General features: G+C 67.7%; 15 protein-coding genes. 5 read left to right on the top strand and 10 right to left on the bottom strand.

The window, feature by feature from the left end:
• The 3 genes from BM199_RS24500 to BM199_RS24490 all read left to right on the top strand — a co-directional run bounded on the left by BM199_RS24500 (position 1) and on the right by BM199_RS24490 (position 2448).
• On the top strand, positions 1-477 hold the full coding sequence (locus BM199_RS24500; RefSeq protein WP_026197883.1) for a cupin domain-containing protein: 477 nt from the start codon (positions 1-3) through the stop codon (positions 475-477).
• A gap of 7 nt (positions 478-484) precedes the next feature.
• Positions 485-1360, top strand: coding sequence for a VOC family protein (locus BM199_RS24495; protein WP_091675953.1), 876 nt, complete (start codon positions 485-487; stop codon positions 1358-1360).
• Positions 1361-1458: 98 nt separating this feature from the next.
• Positions 1459-2448: a dihydrodipicolinate synthase family protein gene (locus BM199_RS24490; RefSeq protein WP_091675950.1), complete on the top strand. Its 990-nt coding sequence runs from the start codon at positions 1459-1461 to the stop codon at positions 2446-2448.
• A gap of 92 nt (positions 2449-2540) precedes the next feature.
• Here the strand turns inward: BM199_RS24490 and BM199_RS24485 are convergent, their stop codons facing one another.
• A complete protein-coding gene (locus BM199_RS24485; RefSeq protein WP_091675948.1) occupies positions 2541-3635 on the bottom strand; it encodes a lytic transglycosylase domain-containing protein in 1095 nt (364 codons plus the stop codon).
• A 159-nt stretch (positions 3636-3794) separates the two neighbouring features.
• Here BM199_RS24485 and BM199_RS24480 point away from each other — a divergent pair, with 159 nt between their 5' ends.
• Together BM199_RS24480 and BM199_RS24475 are read left to right on the top strand one after the other, a co-directional pair.
• Positions 3795-4739, top strand: coding sequence for a 3-carboxyethylcatechol 2,3-dioxygenase (locus tag BM199_RS24480; RefSeq protein ID WP_177242771.1), 945 nt, complete (start codon positions 3795-3797; stop codon positions 4737-4739).
• Between the two features lie 93 nt (positions 4740-4832).
• On the top strand, positions 4833-5993 hold the full coding sequence (locus tag BM199_RS24475) for a LuxR C-terminal-related transcriptional regulator (protein ID WP_245788638.1): 1161 nt from the start codon (positions 4833-4835) through the stop codon (positions 5991-5993).
• 3 nt (positions 5994-5996) lie between these two features.
• On the opposite strand, the gene BM199_RS24470 is transcribed toward BM199_RS24475, so the two are convergent.
• The 9 genes from BM199_RS24470 to BM199_RS24430 are packed head-to-tail and all read right to left on the bottom strand — an operon-like array spanning position 5997 to position 17370.
• Positions 5997-6206 (bottom strand): hypothetical protein, encoded by a 210-nt coding sequence (locus tag BM199_RS24470; protein ID WP_091675942.1) that lies wholly within the window; start codon positions 6204-6206, stop codon positions 5997-5999.
• Positions 6203-7315, bottom strand: coding sequence for a peptidylprolyl isomerase (locus BM199_RS24465; protein ID WP_091675940.1), 1113 nt, complete (start codon positions 7313-7315; stop codon positions 6203-6205). Before BM199_RS24465 ends, BM199_RS24470 begins: the two co-directional genes overlap by 4 nt.
• On the bottom strand, positions 7312-9540 hold the full coding sequence (locus BM199_RS24460) for an MMPL family transporter (RefSeq protein WP_091675937.1): 2229 nt from the start codon (positions 9538-9540) through the stop codon (positions 7312-7314). The genes BM199_RS24465 and BM199_RS24460 overlap by 4 nt, the downstream gene beginning before the upstream one ends.
• A 41-nt stretch (positions 9541-9581) precedes the next feature.
• The gene (locus BM199_RS24455) at positions 9582-10880 is read right to left on the bottom strand and encodes an MlaD family protein (RefSeq protein ID WP_091675935.1); all 1299 of its coding nucleotides are present in this window, start codon (positions 10878-10880) and stop codon (positions 9582-9584) included.
• 11 nt (positions 10881-10891) lie between these two features.
• Positions 10892-12154: an MlaD family protein gene (locus tag BM199_RS24450; protein ID WP_091675932.1), complete on the bottom strand. Its 1263-nt coding sequence runs from the start codon at positions 12152-12154 to the stop codon at positions 10892-10894.
• On the bottom strand, positions 12151-13491 hold the full coding sequence (locus BM199_RS24445) for an MlaD family protein (RefSeq protein ID WP_091675930.1): 1341 nt from the start codon (positions 13489-13491) through the stop codon (positions 12151-12153). The genes BM199_RS24450 and BM199_RS24445 overlap by 4 nt, the downstream gene beginning before the upstream one ends.
• Positions 13488-14774 carry an MlaD family protein gene (locus tag BM199_RS24440; protein ID WP_091675927.1) on the bottom strand — a complete coding sequence of 429 codons (1287 nt, stop codon included), beginning with the start codon at positions 14772-14774 and terminating at the stop codon, positions 13488-13490. The genes BM199_RS24445 and BM199_RS24440 overlap by 4 nt, the downstream gene beginning before the upstream one ends.
• Positions 14774-16144: an MlaD family protein gene (locus tag BM199_RS24435; RefSeq protein ID WP_091675924.1), complete on the bottom strand. Its 1371-nt coding sequence runs from the start codon at positions 16142-16144 to the stop codon at positions 14774-14776. Before BM199_RS24435 ends, BM199_RS24440 begins: the two co-directional genes overlap by 1 nt.
• Entirely contained in the window at positions 16141-17370 is a 1230-nt protein-coding gene (locus tag BM199_RS24430) for an MlaD family protein (protein WP_245788636.1), read from the bottom strand. Before BM199_RS24430 ends, BM199_RS24435 begins: the two co-directional genes overlap by 4 nt.
• Between the last annotated feature and the right edge of the window lies 1 nt (position 17371).

Below are 17371 nucleotides of genomic sequence, written 5' to 3'. Positions count from 1 at the left end.
ATGACAAATTTCGAGCAGTGGATGCACAAGCTCCACGAGATGAAGGACTACGACCCGGAGCGGTCGATGCCGGGCAACCTGATCACCCCTTCGGCGAGTGCCCGGTGGCTTGAGGAGGACGTGACCGGCAACCCCAGCCGGGTCGGAGTGCTGGCCGACCTGCCGGCGAAGTCGATGGAGTTCTACCTCCAGGAAATTCCGGCAGGCACGGCGACCGACCTCCAGCGCCATGTGCACGAGTCCGTGCACTGCGTGCTCGAGGGCAGCGGCTACTCCGAGATCGGACCGGAAACACTCCGGTGGTCGGCCGGGGACTTCGTCTACACCCCGCCGTGGGTCTGGCACCGGCACTACAACGACGGCACCGAACGCGTTCGCATGATCCTCGTCGAGAACTCGCGGCAACTCGATGGCCTCGGCATCAACCGGCGGGAAAGCGCCGGGAACATCTCTTACGACAAAGTGGATAGGAGTTGACCTACTGATGGGCATTTCACAGGTGGCTCACGCCGAACTCGCCGTAGCCGATCTGGACGAGGCGATCGGCTTCCACACCGACGTCCTCGGCATGCAGGAACTCGGCCGGTCCGACGGCGCGGTGCGGCTGTCCGTCGGTATCGACGGCGGCTGCGACCTGGTGCTGACCGCCGGCGGGACCGGGGTTCGGAAGTTCGCGCTGCGCGTCGACGACGTCGCCGACCTCGACCGCTACGCGAAGCGTCTCGCCGAAGCCGGCGTTGCGACCGAGACCCGCACTGACGAACACCCCGGTGTGGTCCAGTCGCTGCAGTTCCAGGCACCCTCCGGGCACGTCATGGAACTGGCGCTGCTCTCGACCGGACCGCAGTACATCCACCCGTCGAAGGCCCCTCACCGAGGCGGGATCCGCGCGCTGGACTTCGACCACATCACCGTGCAGGCACAGGACCCGAAACCGCTGGTCGACTTCCTGGTCGAGCTGCTGGACTTCCAGATCTCCGATATCTTCGCCCCGGCGCCCGGAGTCATCGGAGCGGCCTGGTGCCGGGCCAGCACGCTGCACCACGACATCGCGATCATCTCCACCCCCGAAGCCGGTAAGTCGCTACACCACTACGCACTCGGGATGGAGTCGTTCGACCATCTCAAGCTGGCCGCCGACGAGCTCGCCCTGCACAACGTGCCGATCGAGGTCGGGCCGGGCCGCCACGGCGTGGGCGGCAACGTCTACACCTACTTCTGGGCCGCGGGGAACCGCTACGAGCTGTCGGCCGAGATGCCGCGGGTGCGCCGCAACGACCCCGTGGTGTGGGACGACTTCCCGAAGGCGTTCAGCCCGTGGGGGCTGCAGCCACCGGAGTCGTTCGGCCGCACTTCCTGAAAGTCCCCCAAAAAAGCCGGTTGGCCCGGCGGGTCAGTAAGCCCCCACCTGACCCGCCGGGCCAAGCGCCCTTTCCCAGCGAGCACAAGGAGAGCCCCGTGGTGCAGAAGTTCGGTGTCGACGACGTGCGTGGCGTCATCGCCGTCGCCCCGACCCCCGCGCTGCCCGGGGCGGCCGAGCTCACCGCACGCGACACCGTCGACCTCGACGAGTCCGACCGGATGATCCGTGCGCTCGTCGCCGACGGCGTGGACGGGATCATCACCAACGGCACACTCGGTGAGATGGCGACCCTGACGCTGGACGAATGGCAGGCCTTCACCGCCTGCGTCGCGGACGCGGTTTCGGACACCTCATCGGACCTACCGTTGTTCGTCGGCGCGACCACCCCTAACACGAGGGAGACCATCGACCGGATCCGCTTCCTGCGGGATCTCGGCGTGCGCGGGGTCATCCTCGGCCGTCCGATGTGGAGCGCACTCGGCGCCGACGCCCTGCTCGCCTTCTACCGGGACGTCGCGAACCTGTTCCCGGACATGGCGATCGTCCTCTACGACAACCCTGAGGCGTTCAAGGGGCCGATCCCGTCTGCGGTCTACGCCGAGCTCGCCAAGGTGCCCCAGATCATCGGTGCGAAGTACATCGCGATCACACCCAAGTTCACCGCGGACGTGGCCGCGGTCGGCGGGCGGCTCCGACTGCTGCCGCTGGAGAGCGACTGGCTCGCGGCCCATACGCTCCACCCAGAAACGTCACTCGGCTGCTGGAGCAGCAGCGCCCTGTGCGGCCCACAACCCGTGCTCGCCCTGCGCGACGCGATCCGCTCCGGCGACGTCGAGGCGGCACGGCACCTCACCCACCGCATCGAGTGGACCTACGAGCCGTTCCTCGCCAGGACGAACTTCGGCGAGTTCTCCAAGTACAACATCAGTCTCGAGAAGCTGCGCTTCGACGAGGCCGGCTACGTCACCGCAGGCCCCGTGCGCCCGCCGTACCACGTCGTCCCCGAGGCCTATGCCGAAGGCGCGCGGGAGAACGGCCGCCGCTGGCGCCGGCTCGTCGGCGAAGTCCGGGACTCGGACTCCTGAACCTCGCCAGACCGCGCTGTGCATGCGGCGCGGCCGGTCGTGAAAAAAACTGATGGCGCCGCCTCTGTAACTGGGCGGCGCCATCAGTCCGTTTATCGAGATTCAGATGCGCGGAGAGGGCCGAGGAGCCCACCCACCGTCTGCCCGACGGTCGTGACCACACCATCCAGCGGCGCCGACACGCTGACCGGCAGCTCGGCGATCGGTGCGGGTGCGGGAGTCGGTGCGGGAGTCGGTGCGGGTGCGGATCGAGCGGGCGGCTTAACCGGCTCGGCGGGCGCGGACCTCGCCGGAGCGGGGTCGGCCACACCACCGTGCGATGCCGAGGCTGGGCGAGCCGGAGCGCGGTCGACGTTCTCGCCGTGTGTCGGGTCCTGGTCTGCGTTTCCGGGCGCGTCCGGGACTGCGAACGACCCGGCGGAATAAGCTCGCATCCAGGCCATGACCTTGTTCAAATAATCCTCAGACCTGTTGTAACTGAGGATGGCACTGCGCAGTCCCGTCGCGGTTTTAAGGTCGCGATCGGCCGCGCAGAGATACCGCCCCGCCGACTCCGAGGAATCGTAGATGTTCTGCACATCAGCGTTGCCGTCACCCGATCCATCCGTGCCCCACTTTTCCCATGTCGACGGAATGAACTGCATTGGGCCGGCAGCACGTGCCCACTGCCCGCTCTGCCGGTCGACGATACTCGCGAAACCTGGCGAACCGTCCAGGGCGGGGCCGTAAATCGGGCGGACCATTGTTCCCTGTGCGTCAACGTCGCCACGTCGGGCGTGGTTCGACTCGATCTTGCCGATACCCGCGAGCAACACCCAAGCCAGGTGACAGCCCGGATTCTCGCGAGCTAGCAAGGTCTCGGCCCGACGGTAGGCGTCGAGAACCGTGGCCGGAATGCCCGAACTCGCACCAGGTCCGGTGGCAGCGCCGCGTCGGTGGCCCACCGGCGCGGCGAGCGGCGGCAGCACCGAAACTTCTGGGAGCGTAACTGGGAGCCGGGCCCCGGGCACGAACGACCATGCCTGCGGAACCGGCGTGGTCGCCTGTGCCCGGTCCGTCGTGAAAAGGGGCAGGCGCCGCCCATCGGCGACGGGTTCGACCAGCAGCACCCCGCTGCCGACCACGACCGCGCTCGTCAGCGCGACTGCGGCGTAGGCGGCAGAGCTGATCCGGTGACATTTTTCCATCTTCCTTCGCTTTGTCCGAGCCCTGTGACTGCCTTTGCTGCGATTCCCGATCGATGCTGCCATGCCAGATGCCCTTCTGTTGCCTCGTCGAAACCAGGGGTGCTAAGATTCTAGCATGTTTCACCTGGAACATGAGTACAAAGAAAGGCTGGTGGCTCGATGCCCGTTGCTGTGTGCGCCTTGTCCCATTCGCCGCTGATCGGGTTCAACCATCCGGCGAAAGCTGTCGAGAAGCGAGTCGAGATGGCTTTCGACCAGGCGCGAAGTTTTATCGCGGAATTCGATCCAAACCTCGTTGTGCTCTTCGCGCCCGATCACTACAATGGCTTCTTCTACGACATGATGCCGCAATTCTGTATCGGAACGCACGCCACCGCGCTCGGTGATTACAACACTCCGGCTGGCGAACTCTCGGTCGCCAAATCCGCGCGGACAATGGCCAAGGACGTGCTGGCGGCCGGGATCGATATCGCCGTGTCCGAACGGATGTACGTCGACCACGGGTTTTCCCAGCCGCTGCAGATCCTTTTCGACGGGCTCGACAAAGTTCCCGTCGTCCCCATCTTCATTAACTCGGTTGCCACACCACTCTGCCCCGTCGGCCGCATCCGGCAACTCGGCACGGCGGTCGGCCACGCGAGCGCACACATCGCCGAGCAGCGCGTGCTGTTCCTCGGCTCCGGCGGACTCTCGCACGATCCCCCGGTGCCGCAACTGGAAAACGCCACCGAAGAGGTCGCCGCCCGGCTGATCGACGGCCGTAACCCGACGCCTGAAGAGCGCGCACGGCGGCAGGCCAGGGTGATCGCCTCCGGTCTGGAGCTAGCCGCGGGCACGTCGTCGATGCGGCCGATCAATCCGGAGTGGGATCGACAGTTCCTTGATCTGATTTCGGCAGGCGAGCTCCAGCACGTCGACGCCTGGGACAACGCATGGTTCGCCGAGCAGGCTGGGAACTCCTCACACGAGGTGCGAACCTGGATCGCCGCGTACGCCGCGATGGCAGCCCGCGGGAATTACGTGATTAACTACCGGTTCTACGAGCCGGTACCAGAGTGGGTTGCGGGATTCGCCGTCACCACAGCCGTTTCCGCCGACGCCTGATCCTCAAGGTACAGCGCCGCGCCGGACGCGTTCGACGACGAGGTCACGAGCGGGTCCGGCGCCCCGTGTCTCGTCCCGGCTTGAGAGGAAACCATGAAGTCAACGTTGACTCCGCCTCGGCTCGGCCGAGGGCACCGTATTCCCAAAGTCGTCTTGCGCGAGATCCGGGCGGTCACCGCACGAGCCCGGGCTCTGTTCGGCGGTGGTCCAGACCCGGACGTGGCCGACGATTTCGTTGCCGCGCACGAGATTCTGGCCGAAATCGCCGAGCGGGTCGGCCAACGTGCCACCGCAGGCCATACCGGCGAGGTCCTGAACCTGTTCATCGAGGTCTCCGATGTCCGCGAGCGACTGCGACAGGCTCAACTAGAACTCCGCGTGAGAGTCCACACTCAAGTCCAGGAAGCATTGGACCGGTTGCAGGACGCGCGCTCGGTGGCCCGGCTCGTGGAACGCGTGCCGGAGGCCGTATGCCAGCTCGGCTTCGACCGAGCGCTGTTCTCCGAGATCCGCGAATCGGTGTGGATACCACAGTCCTGCACCGTGCTGGGTGATCCCGGCTGGGCTGCGGAGATTCTGCGGATCGGCCGCACGGAATCCCCGGTGCTGGACCGCACCCTCGTCGAGACCGAGGCCGTGCGCAGACGACGTGCGCTGCTCGTCGCGGATACGCAGCGCGAAGTACGTGGGCTCGCCTGCCTGGTCGAGGCCGCTCGAATGGAGTCCTATGTGGTCGCTCCCGTGCTCAGCGACGACGGCGTACTCGGGCTGGTGCACGCGGACCGGCACGTCCAGAGGCGTCAGGTCGACGAGTTAGACCGCGAGGTGTTCGGCATGTTCGCCCAGGGGCTCGGCATCGTGTTCCGCCGCACCGTGCTGGTCGAACGCGTCCAGTCGCTGCGGACCGAGGTCGATCAGTTCACGATGAACATCGCCAACACCATGGACCGGATCCTGAGTACCGGCCTCCCGGCTGCACCGGTCATCGGTGACCCCGTGGTGCCGCCGCCCGGCCCGGTGCCGACCCGGTCCTTCGTGGAGTCCGCGCTCACCCCGCGTCAGCTGGAAGTACTCAGGCTTTTGGGCGACGGCAAGACCAACGCAGGAATCGCCACCCGGCTGACGATCTCCGAGGACACAGCCAAGTCCCACGTCAAGCATATCCTGCGCAAGCTCGGCGCCGCGAACCGTGCCGAAGCGGTCTCGCTCTTCCTGCGGACGCAGCAAGCCCGGGGCGCGCCCGATTCCTCCTGAGCCTCACCAGAGGCTCCAAATCGCGGCGAGCGTGAACACCACGCCGATGACCTGGAGCGCATATCCGCTTCCCCGCAGCTTCCTGATCCGTCTCAGACGCTCGGTTTTCGGCAAGGTCGGGCTGATCCGCACTGCCGCCGCGCGGCGGCCCCACCGTCCTATCGTCAGCAGTACCGCACCCACAGCCGCGAGCACCGCGAAGTCCACGATCATCGCGGCGGCTGGGGATGCCCGGGCGCCTGTCCCGGGATCTGTCCCGGCGACGGCGACCAGCCCGGCGCCTGCTGCGGCGGTGCGGACGGGTCGGCCGGGCGGTATGCGTCGGCGTACCGCACGTCCGCACCCACGAGTTTCGCTCCGAGCCATTCTCGCCACGTTGCGAGCGCCTTCTCCAGCACTAGTTGCTGCTTCAGCTGGTCCTTCACCTGGTCGAAGACTGCGGGCTGTGGCGGCAGGACCTGGCGGACCCGGCCAACGTTCCAGCCATGAGTGGTTTGCGTGGGACCGAAAAGGCCGCCGGCGGGTACCGCGAACGCCGCCTTCGCGTATCCGTCCTCGAGCTGCGCCGCCGTCACCTGGCCGAGATCGCCGCCCTTGTCGCGCGTGGCGCCGTCCAGACTCCGCTGAGCGACGAGAGTTTCGAACGGTGTCCCGGCGTTGAGGTCGGCGAGCACCTGGTCTGCGTCCTCTTTCGTCCGTACCACGATATTGGTGATCTGCCGTCGTTCCGGATTGCCCAGCTGCTCCTTCCGCTGGGCGAACGCGTCCGCGACCTCGATGTCGCTGACCGAACTCCCCTTGGTGACCGAATCGAACAACTGCGAAACCGCGAGCTGTCGCTTGATCTCGTCGAGCACCGCGTCCTCGGACGTCCCGGTGGTGCCAAGCGCCTGTACGAACTTGCTCCTCGCGTCCGGCCCTTCACCGATCCGCTCGGAGATGAACCGGGTCAGAACGTCCTGCGCCGCCTTGTCCGCGATGACGATCCCGCGATCGCGCGCCGCACGCTCCAGCACCATGCCCACGGCGACCGCCTTCGCCGTGTCCCGGCGAAATGCTTCCGACTTCACGGTGTCCTGCGCGTCCGGTGGCTGTACCCCGTAGAGCGCCTTCAGGGTCTGGATCCGGTCCTGCAAATTCTCGACCGTCTCGGTCTGGTCGCCGTATGTGAAGACCACGCCGTCTGGCAGATCGTCAGCGCGCGACGACCACCAGGCGAGCCCGGAGCCGCTAAGCAGCACCACGAGCGTCAGTATGGTCAGGATGCGCCAGCTGCGCCTGCGGGGCAGTCGGATCTTGCCGGGCAGTGCGGTGAGTTTCATGAGTTGACTCCCACGAGTAGATCGGGCACTGGGGTGGTTTCGGAAGAGGGACCGGACCGGGTGCGGGTGGGCGCGAGCCAGACCACGAGCCACGCGGCAGCTATGGACAGCAAGACGGCGGCCGCGAGCAGTAGTCCGAACTGCCGGATCGCGTCGAGCCGCGAGAGCGCGAGCGCGAGGTAGCCGACGGTCGAGACCGCAGCGACCAGCAGCACGGATCTGCGCAACACGAGGTCGCGACGCCGTTCGGCCTCGGCCAGCAATACCGTGAACTCGCAGCCGACGGCGGCGATGAGGGAGCCCAGCGCCATCGTAATCGGCGTCAGGGAGATCCCGGTCATTCCGATGCCGAGCAGGCCTATACCGGTCGCGACGAGTGCGGCAGTGACCGCGCGCAGCGCGTCCTTACGCCTGGCGAGCACCACTACGAGCACCAGCCCTGCGACGGCGATGCCGAGCCCGTTCGTCCAGAACCGGTTTTCGGACACGAGCTCGTACCCGCGCGCGGCGACGACCGGCAGACCCGTCAGCTCGGCGTGGTACCCCGGCGGTGCCGGAGGAAGTTGGTTCAGCAAGTCGTCGCGCAGGCCGACCAGGCCCTCGACGTCATTGAGCCGGACCCCGAACGAGAGCACGGATTCCTGCCCGTCGGCCCGCAGGACCGAACCGGTGAGGTAGGGCGGCAGCAACCGGACGGCCGCGGTGATTTCGTCCTTGGTGGGCGCGGGCCCGAGAAAGTTCAGCAATGTCGGCAGCGAAACGACCGGGCGGAGGCGGTCCCCGTGCCGAGCGATGGTCACGTCCTGGGCCTGGCGCAGCCAGTCCAGCGCTTCCGGAGAGGTGACATCTGGGCCGTGCAGGACGACGTCGACCTCGCCCGAGGAGCCGATGACCTGCTCGACCCGCTTCGCGTCTTCGAACGCGGGCAACCCGTGCACGAAGCTCTCGATATCGCTCTGCAGTGACACCTTCGGCAACATCGCCCAGCCGCCGGCCGCGAGCACCGCCACTACCAGCCCCACACCCAACCGAACCGGCAAACTCGCCTTGCGTCCATTTCGGGCAACAGTGGATTCGGGCTCCACGTCGACCGGCCGGAACAACAAGCCGATGGCGAAGGCCACCAGCACACCGATACCGAGTGCGATGCCGAGATCCTGCACGAATGGCAGCGGCGCGAATGCCAGCGCACCGAACGCGGCCGCCGTGGCCGCCGCGACTGCGAACACCACCCGTCGGTCGGCCCGCCGTGACAGGTAGGTCGGGAAATCGCTGCCGACGCCGAGCAACACCGGCAGGAACGCTACCACCCCGAGTGACAGCGGCCGGCCGAGCCAACCGAACACCGCCACAGTCACCGCGGCGGCGGTCAGCGAGCCGGCGAGTGGGAGCAGCCGACGCCGGCGCCGGTGCCACGGCACGAGCAGGAAACACAGTGCGATCGCTAGCAGGGCTGCACCACCGAGCAGGGGCAGTTCCGCACGGACCTCGTCTGCCAGTGCACCGGCCATAGCGGGAACCCCGGACACGGTCACCGTCGCCCCGTCGACGCGGGCCGCATCGACTGTGTCCCGTACGCCCTGGACGAGCCCTTCGGTGGCTGCCTGATCGAGGTTCTGCCGGGGCCGCACCAGGATTGCCGCCGCCTTCGCCGACGGCACCACGAAATGCCACTGCGGTCGCGGGTTCCCGTCCGCACCGAACACCACGGCCTTGACGAACGCCTGGTTCTTCAACGTTGGCAGTCCGGCGGGCAGGGCCTGCACAAGCAGCTTGCCGTACCGCTGGTCGAACCCGCCCACCGCGTCGTCAGCAATCCTGGCGGCGGCCGCGTCGGACGCGCCGCGCTCCTTGGCCTGCGCCTGAGCCTGCGCGCGCAGCCGGTCACGGCGGCCGGACAGTTCGGCCATCAGGTCCTGCGCCCGACCAGCGACCTGGTTCAGCACGGTCCCCGGCCCGTAGACGGCCGCGACGTCGGGTAGCTTCGCGAGCTCGCCCTCCAGCTTGACCAGCGACGGCAGGTGCGGCTGGTCCAGCAGCAGCCCAGGCTGCTCCGCCTCGAGCAGCACGACCACCGGGTCGCCGCCGAAGGATCTGCTCAGCTCCTCGAACCGGGTGACGGCAGGGTCGTCACCCGGCAGCAACGAGCTGACCCCGGTCTCGATGCGCGTCCTCGCCAAGCCGGTGCCGACGAACCCGGCGAGGACGAGGAGAGCCGCTGCCATCGCAAGGACCTTGCGGGACGGGCAGCTCAGTTTGAGGCGTCTCACTTCGGCGGATCCTTCTCGACACGCGGGTAGGAACCGGTGAACGGGCCGGGATTCGCCGACTGTCCCGGCGCCGGGAAGGGGTTGTTCTTCTTGAGCGGCCCGACGTCGATGTTCGCCGGCAGGCCCTTCACGCTCTGCTCGTTGAAAACCATGAACAGCCGGATCGCGTTGCCGTTGGCGTCACCCCGCGCCGTCACCTGGCCAATGTTGGTGAAGAACGCGGCGACGTCGCGGGCGTAGGGCACGAGATAGGACAGCATCGGGTTCACGTCGCCCAACGCCACGTTCAGAGTCGGCAGGAAATTCGACGCGTCCGCGGCTACCGCGGGCACCCGCTGCAGCGTGCCGGGAGCCGCGTCGAGTACGCCGTTCAGCGAAGGCAGCAGGCCACGCAAATCCGCGGATGCGGCCGGCAGGTCCTGCAGTGCGGCGTTGAGATCGGGCGCGGCCGCATTCAGGCCGCTCGCGACCGGGGCAAGCGCTGGCGACAACCGGCTCAGCTCACCGCTCGCGTTCTTGGCGGTGTCCATCAGGCCAGGCAGCCGCCGCAGAACCTCACGGAGCTCGGTGTCACTGCCCGCGGTCGCCTTGGTGAGCTTCTCGGCATCTGACACGAGGTCGGCAATCTGCCCCTGCCGGGTGTCCAGCGCCGCCAGCAGCTTGGCGGTGTTGCCGGTGAGCTCCTGCAGATCCCCGGACTGGGCCGCCAACGCGTCGAGCGCATCGTGGCCCTCGCGCCCGAGGTCGCCCAGGCCCTGCAGCGCCTGGGAAACACCCTCCTTGGTGTCCTTCGTACCGGCACCAAGCGAGCGGACCAGCGAGCCCAGTGAATCCTTCGTCGGCTTGTCGAGGCTCGTGAGCACGTCGTCGAGTTCGACGGCCTCCTTGCCCGCCGACGACGGCAGCACGGTGCCGTCGGGCAGAGCAGGTCCGCGGCCGTCGGTGATCTCGAGGTAGGTCTCCTGGATCAGCGTCTTGTTCCGGACCTTGACAGTCACACCCTCGTGTAGCGGAGCGTTCCGGTCGAGCCGCATCGTGACGTGCGCGAGGTCGCCTTCGGTGCGCAACGCCTGGACCTTGCCGACCTTGACCCCTGCAATGGTGATGTCGGAGTCGTAGACCAGGTTCGACGCCGTGCGAAACTGCACCTCGGCCGTGTAACCCGCCTTGGAGATGCCGGGTAGCCGGCCACCGGAGTTCAACCACAGGTACCCGAACAGTCCGGCACAGGCGGCGATGAACACGGCCAGCACCAGGGTCCGGATGTGGGGGACATGCCTACCGGGAATCCTCATTAGACACTCCCTTATCGTGGGACGGCGGCTTGCAGTGCGGGCAACAGCGGCAGCAGGCCCGTGATGCTTTCCGGCGAGAGCTGGGCCATGGCCCGGTACGCCCCGCCGGTCCCGTCGCGCAGACTCGTGATCGACCGGGAGTTCGTGACGAACGCGGCCAGGTCGTTCAGGTACGGCAGCACCGCCGTCGTGATCGGTCCCAGCTGTCCGGTCACGGCATGCAGATCACCGAGCGAGGCGTTGAGGTCACCGACGAACGGCCGCAGGTCTCGGACGACGGGTACCGCCTTGTCGACGACCGGTCGTGCGGAGTCGACGGTCTGCCCGAGCTTGTCGACCGTGCCGGTGAACTTCTCGAGCGAGCTGGGCAGGGTTCCGCTCGCCTCGCGAAGCTTGTCCAGGACTGGGTCCAGCTGGGCACTCAACGCACCGACGCTCCCGGTGGCCTGCTGGAGCTGGTCAGTGAAGTCCGGCAGCTGTGCGAGCGCGGCATCGAGGTCACCGTTGCGCTGCCCCACCGTCGCCAGGGTCTTCTGGAGTGACTCGGCCAGTGCGCCGAGCCGCTCGTCATCACCCCCGGTAGCCGACGCGATCTGCCCCAGCGCGGTGACCAGCTTCTGCAACGTCTCCTTGCGGGTTTGCAGAGCGGTGACGACGGGCTGCAGGTCCCGCACCACTTGATCGGTCGCGTCGAGGCCCTCTGGCAGGTTGGCGGGCGCCCCGGCCAGCGCGACGTCCGATTCGGCCAGCAGGGTGGTCAGTGCGTCCCGAGTGTTGGCATCCAGGTGCCCGAGTGCTTCGTCGACCTGCACCGGCCGCACCGAGTTGGCGACGGGCAGCACCCCGCCCTCCGGCAGCCGCTTTCCCGGCGGACCACCAGGATTCAGCTCGACATACATTTCGTTCAGCGGGCTCTTGGGTCGTAGTAGGACACGTGCGTTGTCGTAGATCTGGTGTCCCTTGTCGATCGCCAGCTCGAGCCGCGCGTGCCCTCGGTCGTCGACGCTCGCCTCGCGGATGTCACCGACGGCTATCCCCGCGATCCGCACCTCCTGCCTGCTCGCGGGGTTGATCGCCGGCGCGGACTCGAAGGTGACCGAGTAGCGGTTCTTGCCATCCCAGGGCACTCGGACCTGCTGCATCGTGAGGATGTAGCCACCGGCCACCAGCCCTGCGGTCACGAGCGCGACCAGCGCAAGAACGTTGCGCTTGAGCTGCGGTTCGCTCGAGATCCGCTGCCAGGTACGCCGAATCCGGCTCGGGTGCGCGTTCATCGGCCGCTCCTGTTCTCCGGTGTTGCGCCCTGCAGGTGGGCGAGCGTGTTCATCAACTGCTCGAAGTTGATCGGGGTGCCCGCGATGCTGCCGCCGCCGAAACCCGGCTGGAGGCCGACGGCTGTCCCATTCGGGTCGGTGAGCGAAGAAGCGCGGTCCATGGTCGCGAACATGTAGCCGACCTCTTTGTACAACGGATGGTCCGAGCCGCCGCCTGCGTAGATGCCGGTGCCCTTGAAGGGCGACAGCACCCTGTTCATGATCGGGCCGTTGACACGGTCAAGCACCGGCCCACGAACGTCGTCCAATACCTTCGTAGTGCCCTGCGCGGCGGGCACGAGCTGCTCGACCAGCGGCTGCACGTCGGTTAGCAGGCCGCGCACGTCCGTAAGCAGCGGCCGGGTCCTGGCGAGCACCGGATCGGCGTGCTCCAGGAACACGTCGAGCTCCTGCGCGACCGGACGCGCGGGGTCCGCGGTGTCCCGTAGCTTGCCGAGCGTGACGCCGAGGTGGGCCAGCCCGTCATCCGCGTTATCCAGCGTCCTCGGCAGGTCGGCGATCGCGGTGGCGATGTCGGTCCGCCGGTTGTCGAGCGTGGAAGTGACCTGCTGTAGGTTCTGCACGATCGAGTCGAGCTGTCCCGGATTCTCGGTCAGCACGCGAGCGGTCGACTCGAACCCGTGCACGACGCTAGTCAGGTCCGTGCGCGGGTCCGTGCCCTGCAGGCCCTGCAAGACCGGCGTCGCCGCGTCAAGCGTGCCCGGCGCGTGGGCAAGCAGTCGTTCGATCGCCGATCCCCCGCCGGCACGCAGAGTGCCGTCGAGGCTCTGTGTCGCGGACCGGATACCCTTCACCGCGTCGGGCTGCAGGGTGTCCGCGAGCTGCTGAAGCTCGACCGGGATCCGAGTCCGCTCGACCGGGATCGTGCCGGCGAAGGTGGTCCGGTCGCCACCCGGGGCGAGTTCGACGTAGTACTTGCCGCCGAGAATGGTGGTCGGGCGCAGGGCCGCGCGCGGTGCGCCGCCGAGTTTGTCCGTGACACCGTCGTCCACCTTGACCTCGACCAATGCCGAACCGTCGTCGGCCCGGCTGACTGAGGACACCACTCCCACCGGGACACCGGCGATCTTGACCTGGGACACGAACGGCTGCAGGTGGTAGTCCTGGGCGAACTGGACGCGGACGATGTCTCCGGGCCGGAGCGCCGTCGCGAGACGATCCTTCTCGACCAGCGCGTACCCGGCCAGCAGCGTCACTACGAGGACTACGACGCCGAGCTTGAACGCTGACACCGGACGTCGTTTCGCCGTACGGAAGTGCAATGACAGCGCCTTCACCGGTTTCCTCCTGGGATCTTCCGTGCGTCCTGGGCCGCCTCGCCCGGTGCGGGATAGGGATTCCTGGCGACCAGTGGATCCCGCACACCGCCCTGCCCGAGCACGGACTCCTCGCTGAACAACAGGTACAGCCGCAGAAAGTGGCCGTTCTCGTCACCGTGCGAGAGTGCTGCGGCCCAGTTCGTGAACCACCCGCTCACTTCCGGCGCATAGGGAGCCAGCACCCGCAGAAACTTGTCGGCACTGGCGAACGTGTGTGTCAGCCGGGGCGCCAGCGGTCGCGCATCGGCGACGGTCTTCGTCAAGTCGGACAGCGCGGGCTCGGCCTGCTTGCCGACGTCCGGCACCTTTCCCAGCGGCGGCACCGCCTCCCGCAGCACGCCCCGGAGGTCAGAGGTCGCCTGACCGAGCGCACGCGCTCCGGGCACGAGCTGTGACATGCCCGTATGCAGGTCCTTGAGCGGCGCCTGCAATGACTGCAGACCGGACCTGGCCGCCTGCAGTGTGCTTGGCGCGCGCCCGATTACGTCGTCGAGCGGTTTCCCGTCGTCCACCGCGACGGCCCGCATCGTCGTATCGAGTCGGCCGAGCAGGTCCGACAGCTGCTGCTGCCTGCCCGCGAATCGGGTCGAGAGCCGGTCGGCTGCGGTGAGCAGCGCCGTCAGGTCCGCGCCATCGCCGACCGACAATGCCTTTGACACAGTCGCGAGGTCGGGCAGTATCTCCGGCGCGGCCTTGAGCGCGTCCTGCAGGTCCTGCGCGTGCCCACCGGATCCGCCGCCCACTTCCCGGACGGTCGAACCCAGCGCGTTCCTGGTGGGTGCGTCGAGAACGTCCAGCAGCTCGCTCAGTTCCTGCGTTCCCGCGGTCCGCTTCGAGGGGATGACGTCCGCCGGGCCGAGCTTGCCCGCTCCTGGCGTGCCCGGGGTCAATGAAACGTACTTCTGCCCAAGAGCGGACCGTGATGCCACCGTGACGGTCTTGGCCTCCGCGGCCGCGTCTCGGTATATCTCCCGCGTGCCGTCCAGCTGGAGCGTCACCCGCGGCGTGCCGTCGACCAGCCGGACGTCCTTGACCCGACCGACCCGGACACTTGCGACGCGGACGTCGTCACCGGGGCGGAGCGCGCCGACGTCGGAGACGTCGGCGTCGACGAGGGTGTACGTCGCACCCGGCAGTCCCTGGTCCGCGGTGAGCGCAAGCTGCAGCGCGAGGGCGAATACCACGAGGACGACGACACCCGTGAGCATCGAGCGGAACTTGCGCGTCCGGCGCTTGGCCATCAGGAACCTCCGAGCAGGAAGTCGAGAACGCCGCTCTCCTGGCGCTCGTTGAGCCCGGTCACGCCACCGTCGGGCGCGACGAGGGACTTCGGATCGAGCAGGCCCGACGAACCGACAGAGTCGGGCAGCTCAGGCAACGGCGACGAAGCTGGCGGCTTGTCCGCTCCCGGGGTCGTCGGCGGAGGCGGGGTCCCGGTCAGCGAGGGCAGCAACCCGGTGATCTCCTCGGGATGGATGATCGCCTGACCCCGGAAGTAGTGCGAAAGGCCGTCCCAGCCGTTGGTCGACATCGCCCAGAACCGGAAGAAGTTCAGGACATTCTCGATATTGTCGGTAAGCTGGACAGTGAGCGGTTTCGCCCCGGCGACAGTGCCGCGCAGACCCGGGCCTGCCTTGCGGAGTTCCTCGACGACCGGCCGCGCCGCGTCCATCAGCTGCTCGGCGCGCTCGAGCACGGGTTTCGCACTCGTCAACGCCGGGTCGGCGGACTCGCTGAACTTCCGCAACTCGTCGCTGATGGCGGAAAGGTTTTCGGTCGTCGGTCGCATCCCCGCGAGCACCGGCGTGGTGGCCTTGGCAGTTCCGGTGAGCTCGGCGAGGGTGTCACGCGCCGCGGCGAGGGTGCTCGGCAGCTCGGCGAGTGAGGCGTCCAGTCCTTGCTGGTTGTTCGCCGTGACGTCGAGCACCTGTCGTGAGGAGTCGACCAGGCCGTCCAGCGTCTTGCCGTTGTCGGCAGCCAGTGCGCTCGCGACCGGCTGCACGTTGTCGACGAGGTCAGTGAGCAGCTGGTTCTGCTGGCCGAGGATCTTGATCAGCCCGTCGGTGTCCCGCATTGACGACGCGAGCGCCTTGATCGAGGCCCGCGCATTGGCGCCGTTACCCTGCATGCCCTGGCCCAGCATCGTGACCAGCGCAGCCAGCGACTGGCCAGTCGGTTCGTCGATCGTGTTGAGCACCTGGTCGAGGTCGGTGGCCTGCCCGGTCTGCGCGACCGGCAGTACGTCACCATCGTTCAGCAGCGGCGCTGACGCGGTGCCCCGCTCGAGGTCGACGTAGCGCTCCCCCAGCAAACTGACCGGCCGCACGGTGGCGCGGGCGTCCTTGTGTAGAGGCAGTGCCATTCCATCGATTTTGAGGGTGACGATCGCCTTCGCGTCGCGGACGCCCATGTCGGCGACCTCGCCGACGGTGACCCCCTTGATCTTCACGTCGTTGCCGACGACCAGCGGGCTCGCGTCGGTGAACTCGGCGGCAATGGTCAGTTTTTCCGGCTGACCACCGGATTCTGTGTTGATGACCGCGGCTCCCGCCACGGCTACCGCTACCGCTATCGCGACCAGCGCGGCCTGGATCTTGCGCAACGGCTTCATCGGACACCACTCCCGAACGCGTCGGTCCACGGCTGCCCGGCGATCGCGCCGGGCGCCGGAAACGGGTCACTGACCATCCCGGGTGGCATGACTCCGGGGTTGTTGACGAAACTCGACATCCCGGCCGGGATGTTGACCCGCATGTAGTGGCCGTTGCTGTCGTAGTTGGCGGCCGAGGAGCCCCAGTTCGACAACCAACCGACGACTTCGGGCGTGTAAGGCCGCAGGAAGTTCAGAGCAGGCGTCAGCGAAGCCACCGCGGAGTCCGTGCCGGGTAGCGCGCCGTGCGCACTGTCGAGCAGTCCCGGGGTGAACTGCAGCAGCGTCCCGAGCGAACCCAGGGTCGGCCGCAGCTGCGCCACGGTCGGCCGGAGGTCCGCCAGCACCGGGCGCAGATTGCGGGCCACGGCGGGCAGGCGATCGGTGGCCGGGCGCAGATCGTCCAGCAGCGGCACCACCTTGTCGACCGTGCCGGGCACGGCGGCCAACGTCTGGTCCGCCGTACCGAGAGTGGCTGGAAGCTTCCGCAGCGCCGCGCGCAACTGATCCCGTTGCTGCGCCACTACACCGGTCGCATTGGACAGCCCGGAGACGATGAGACGCACCTGCTGGTCACGGTTCACCAGCGTGGTGACCATGTCGTTCATCCGTTCGACCAGCTCCTTGATCGCCGGCCCGTCAGAGCCGACGGCGCGCAGCACTTCACCGAGTGCCTGCAGCGTCGGTCCCGCCTTCCGGACGGTCTGCTGGAGATCGTGCTCGTTGCCGGCGACGGTGCGGTCGAGTCCCCGCACCAGCGAGCTGAGGTGGGCGCGTGTGTCCGGGTCGAGCGCGTCTAACACCTTGTCCATCTCGACCGGGTCGGACACCTTGCCGTCCAGCGTGCCGCCCGCAGGGATCACCGGGTTGGTCTTCGGGCCGTCCCGCACATCGAGTTGCCGTTCACCCAGCACGGCCTTCCAGACGATGCTCGCCGACGCCCCGGAGTGCAGTGGTGCGAAGTCCTTGGTCAGCTTCATCGTGACCAGAGCCCGGCCGTCCTTAATAGACACCTTGTCCACGCTCCCGGCGTCGAAACCGTTCACCAGGACCTTGCTGCCGGCGATCAGCCCGGTCGCCGACGGCAGCACCACGTTCGCCGGGTACTCGTCGTCGCTCGGCGCAACCAGCACTGCAGCGGCAGCCACCGCTGCCACCGCCAGCACGAGGAGAGGAATTCTGCGCATC

Origin of the sequence: Amycolatopsis marina, from assembly GCF_900111885.1 — a bacterium.
GTDB lineage: Bacteria > Actinomycetota > Actinomycetes > Mycobacteriales > Pseudonocardiaceae > Amycolatopsis > Amycolatopsis marina.
Note: the sequence above shows the minus strand (reverse complement) of the source record. Positions and strands in the feature narration are given on the sequence as shown.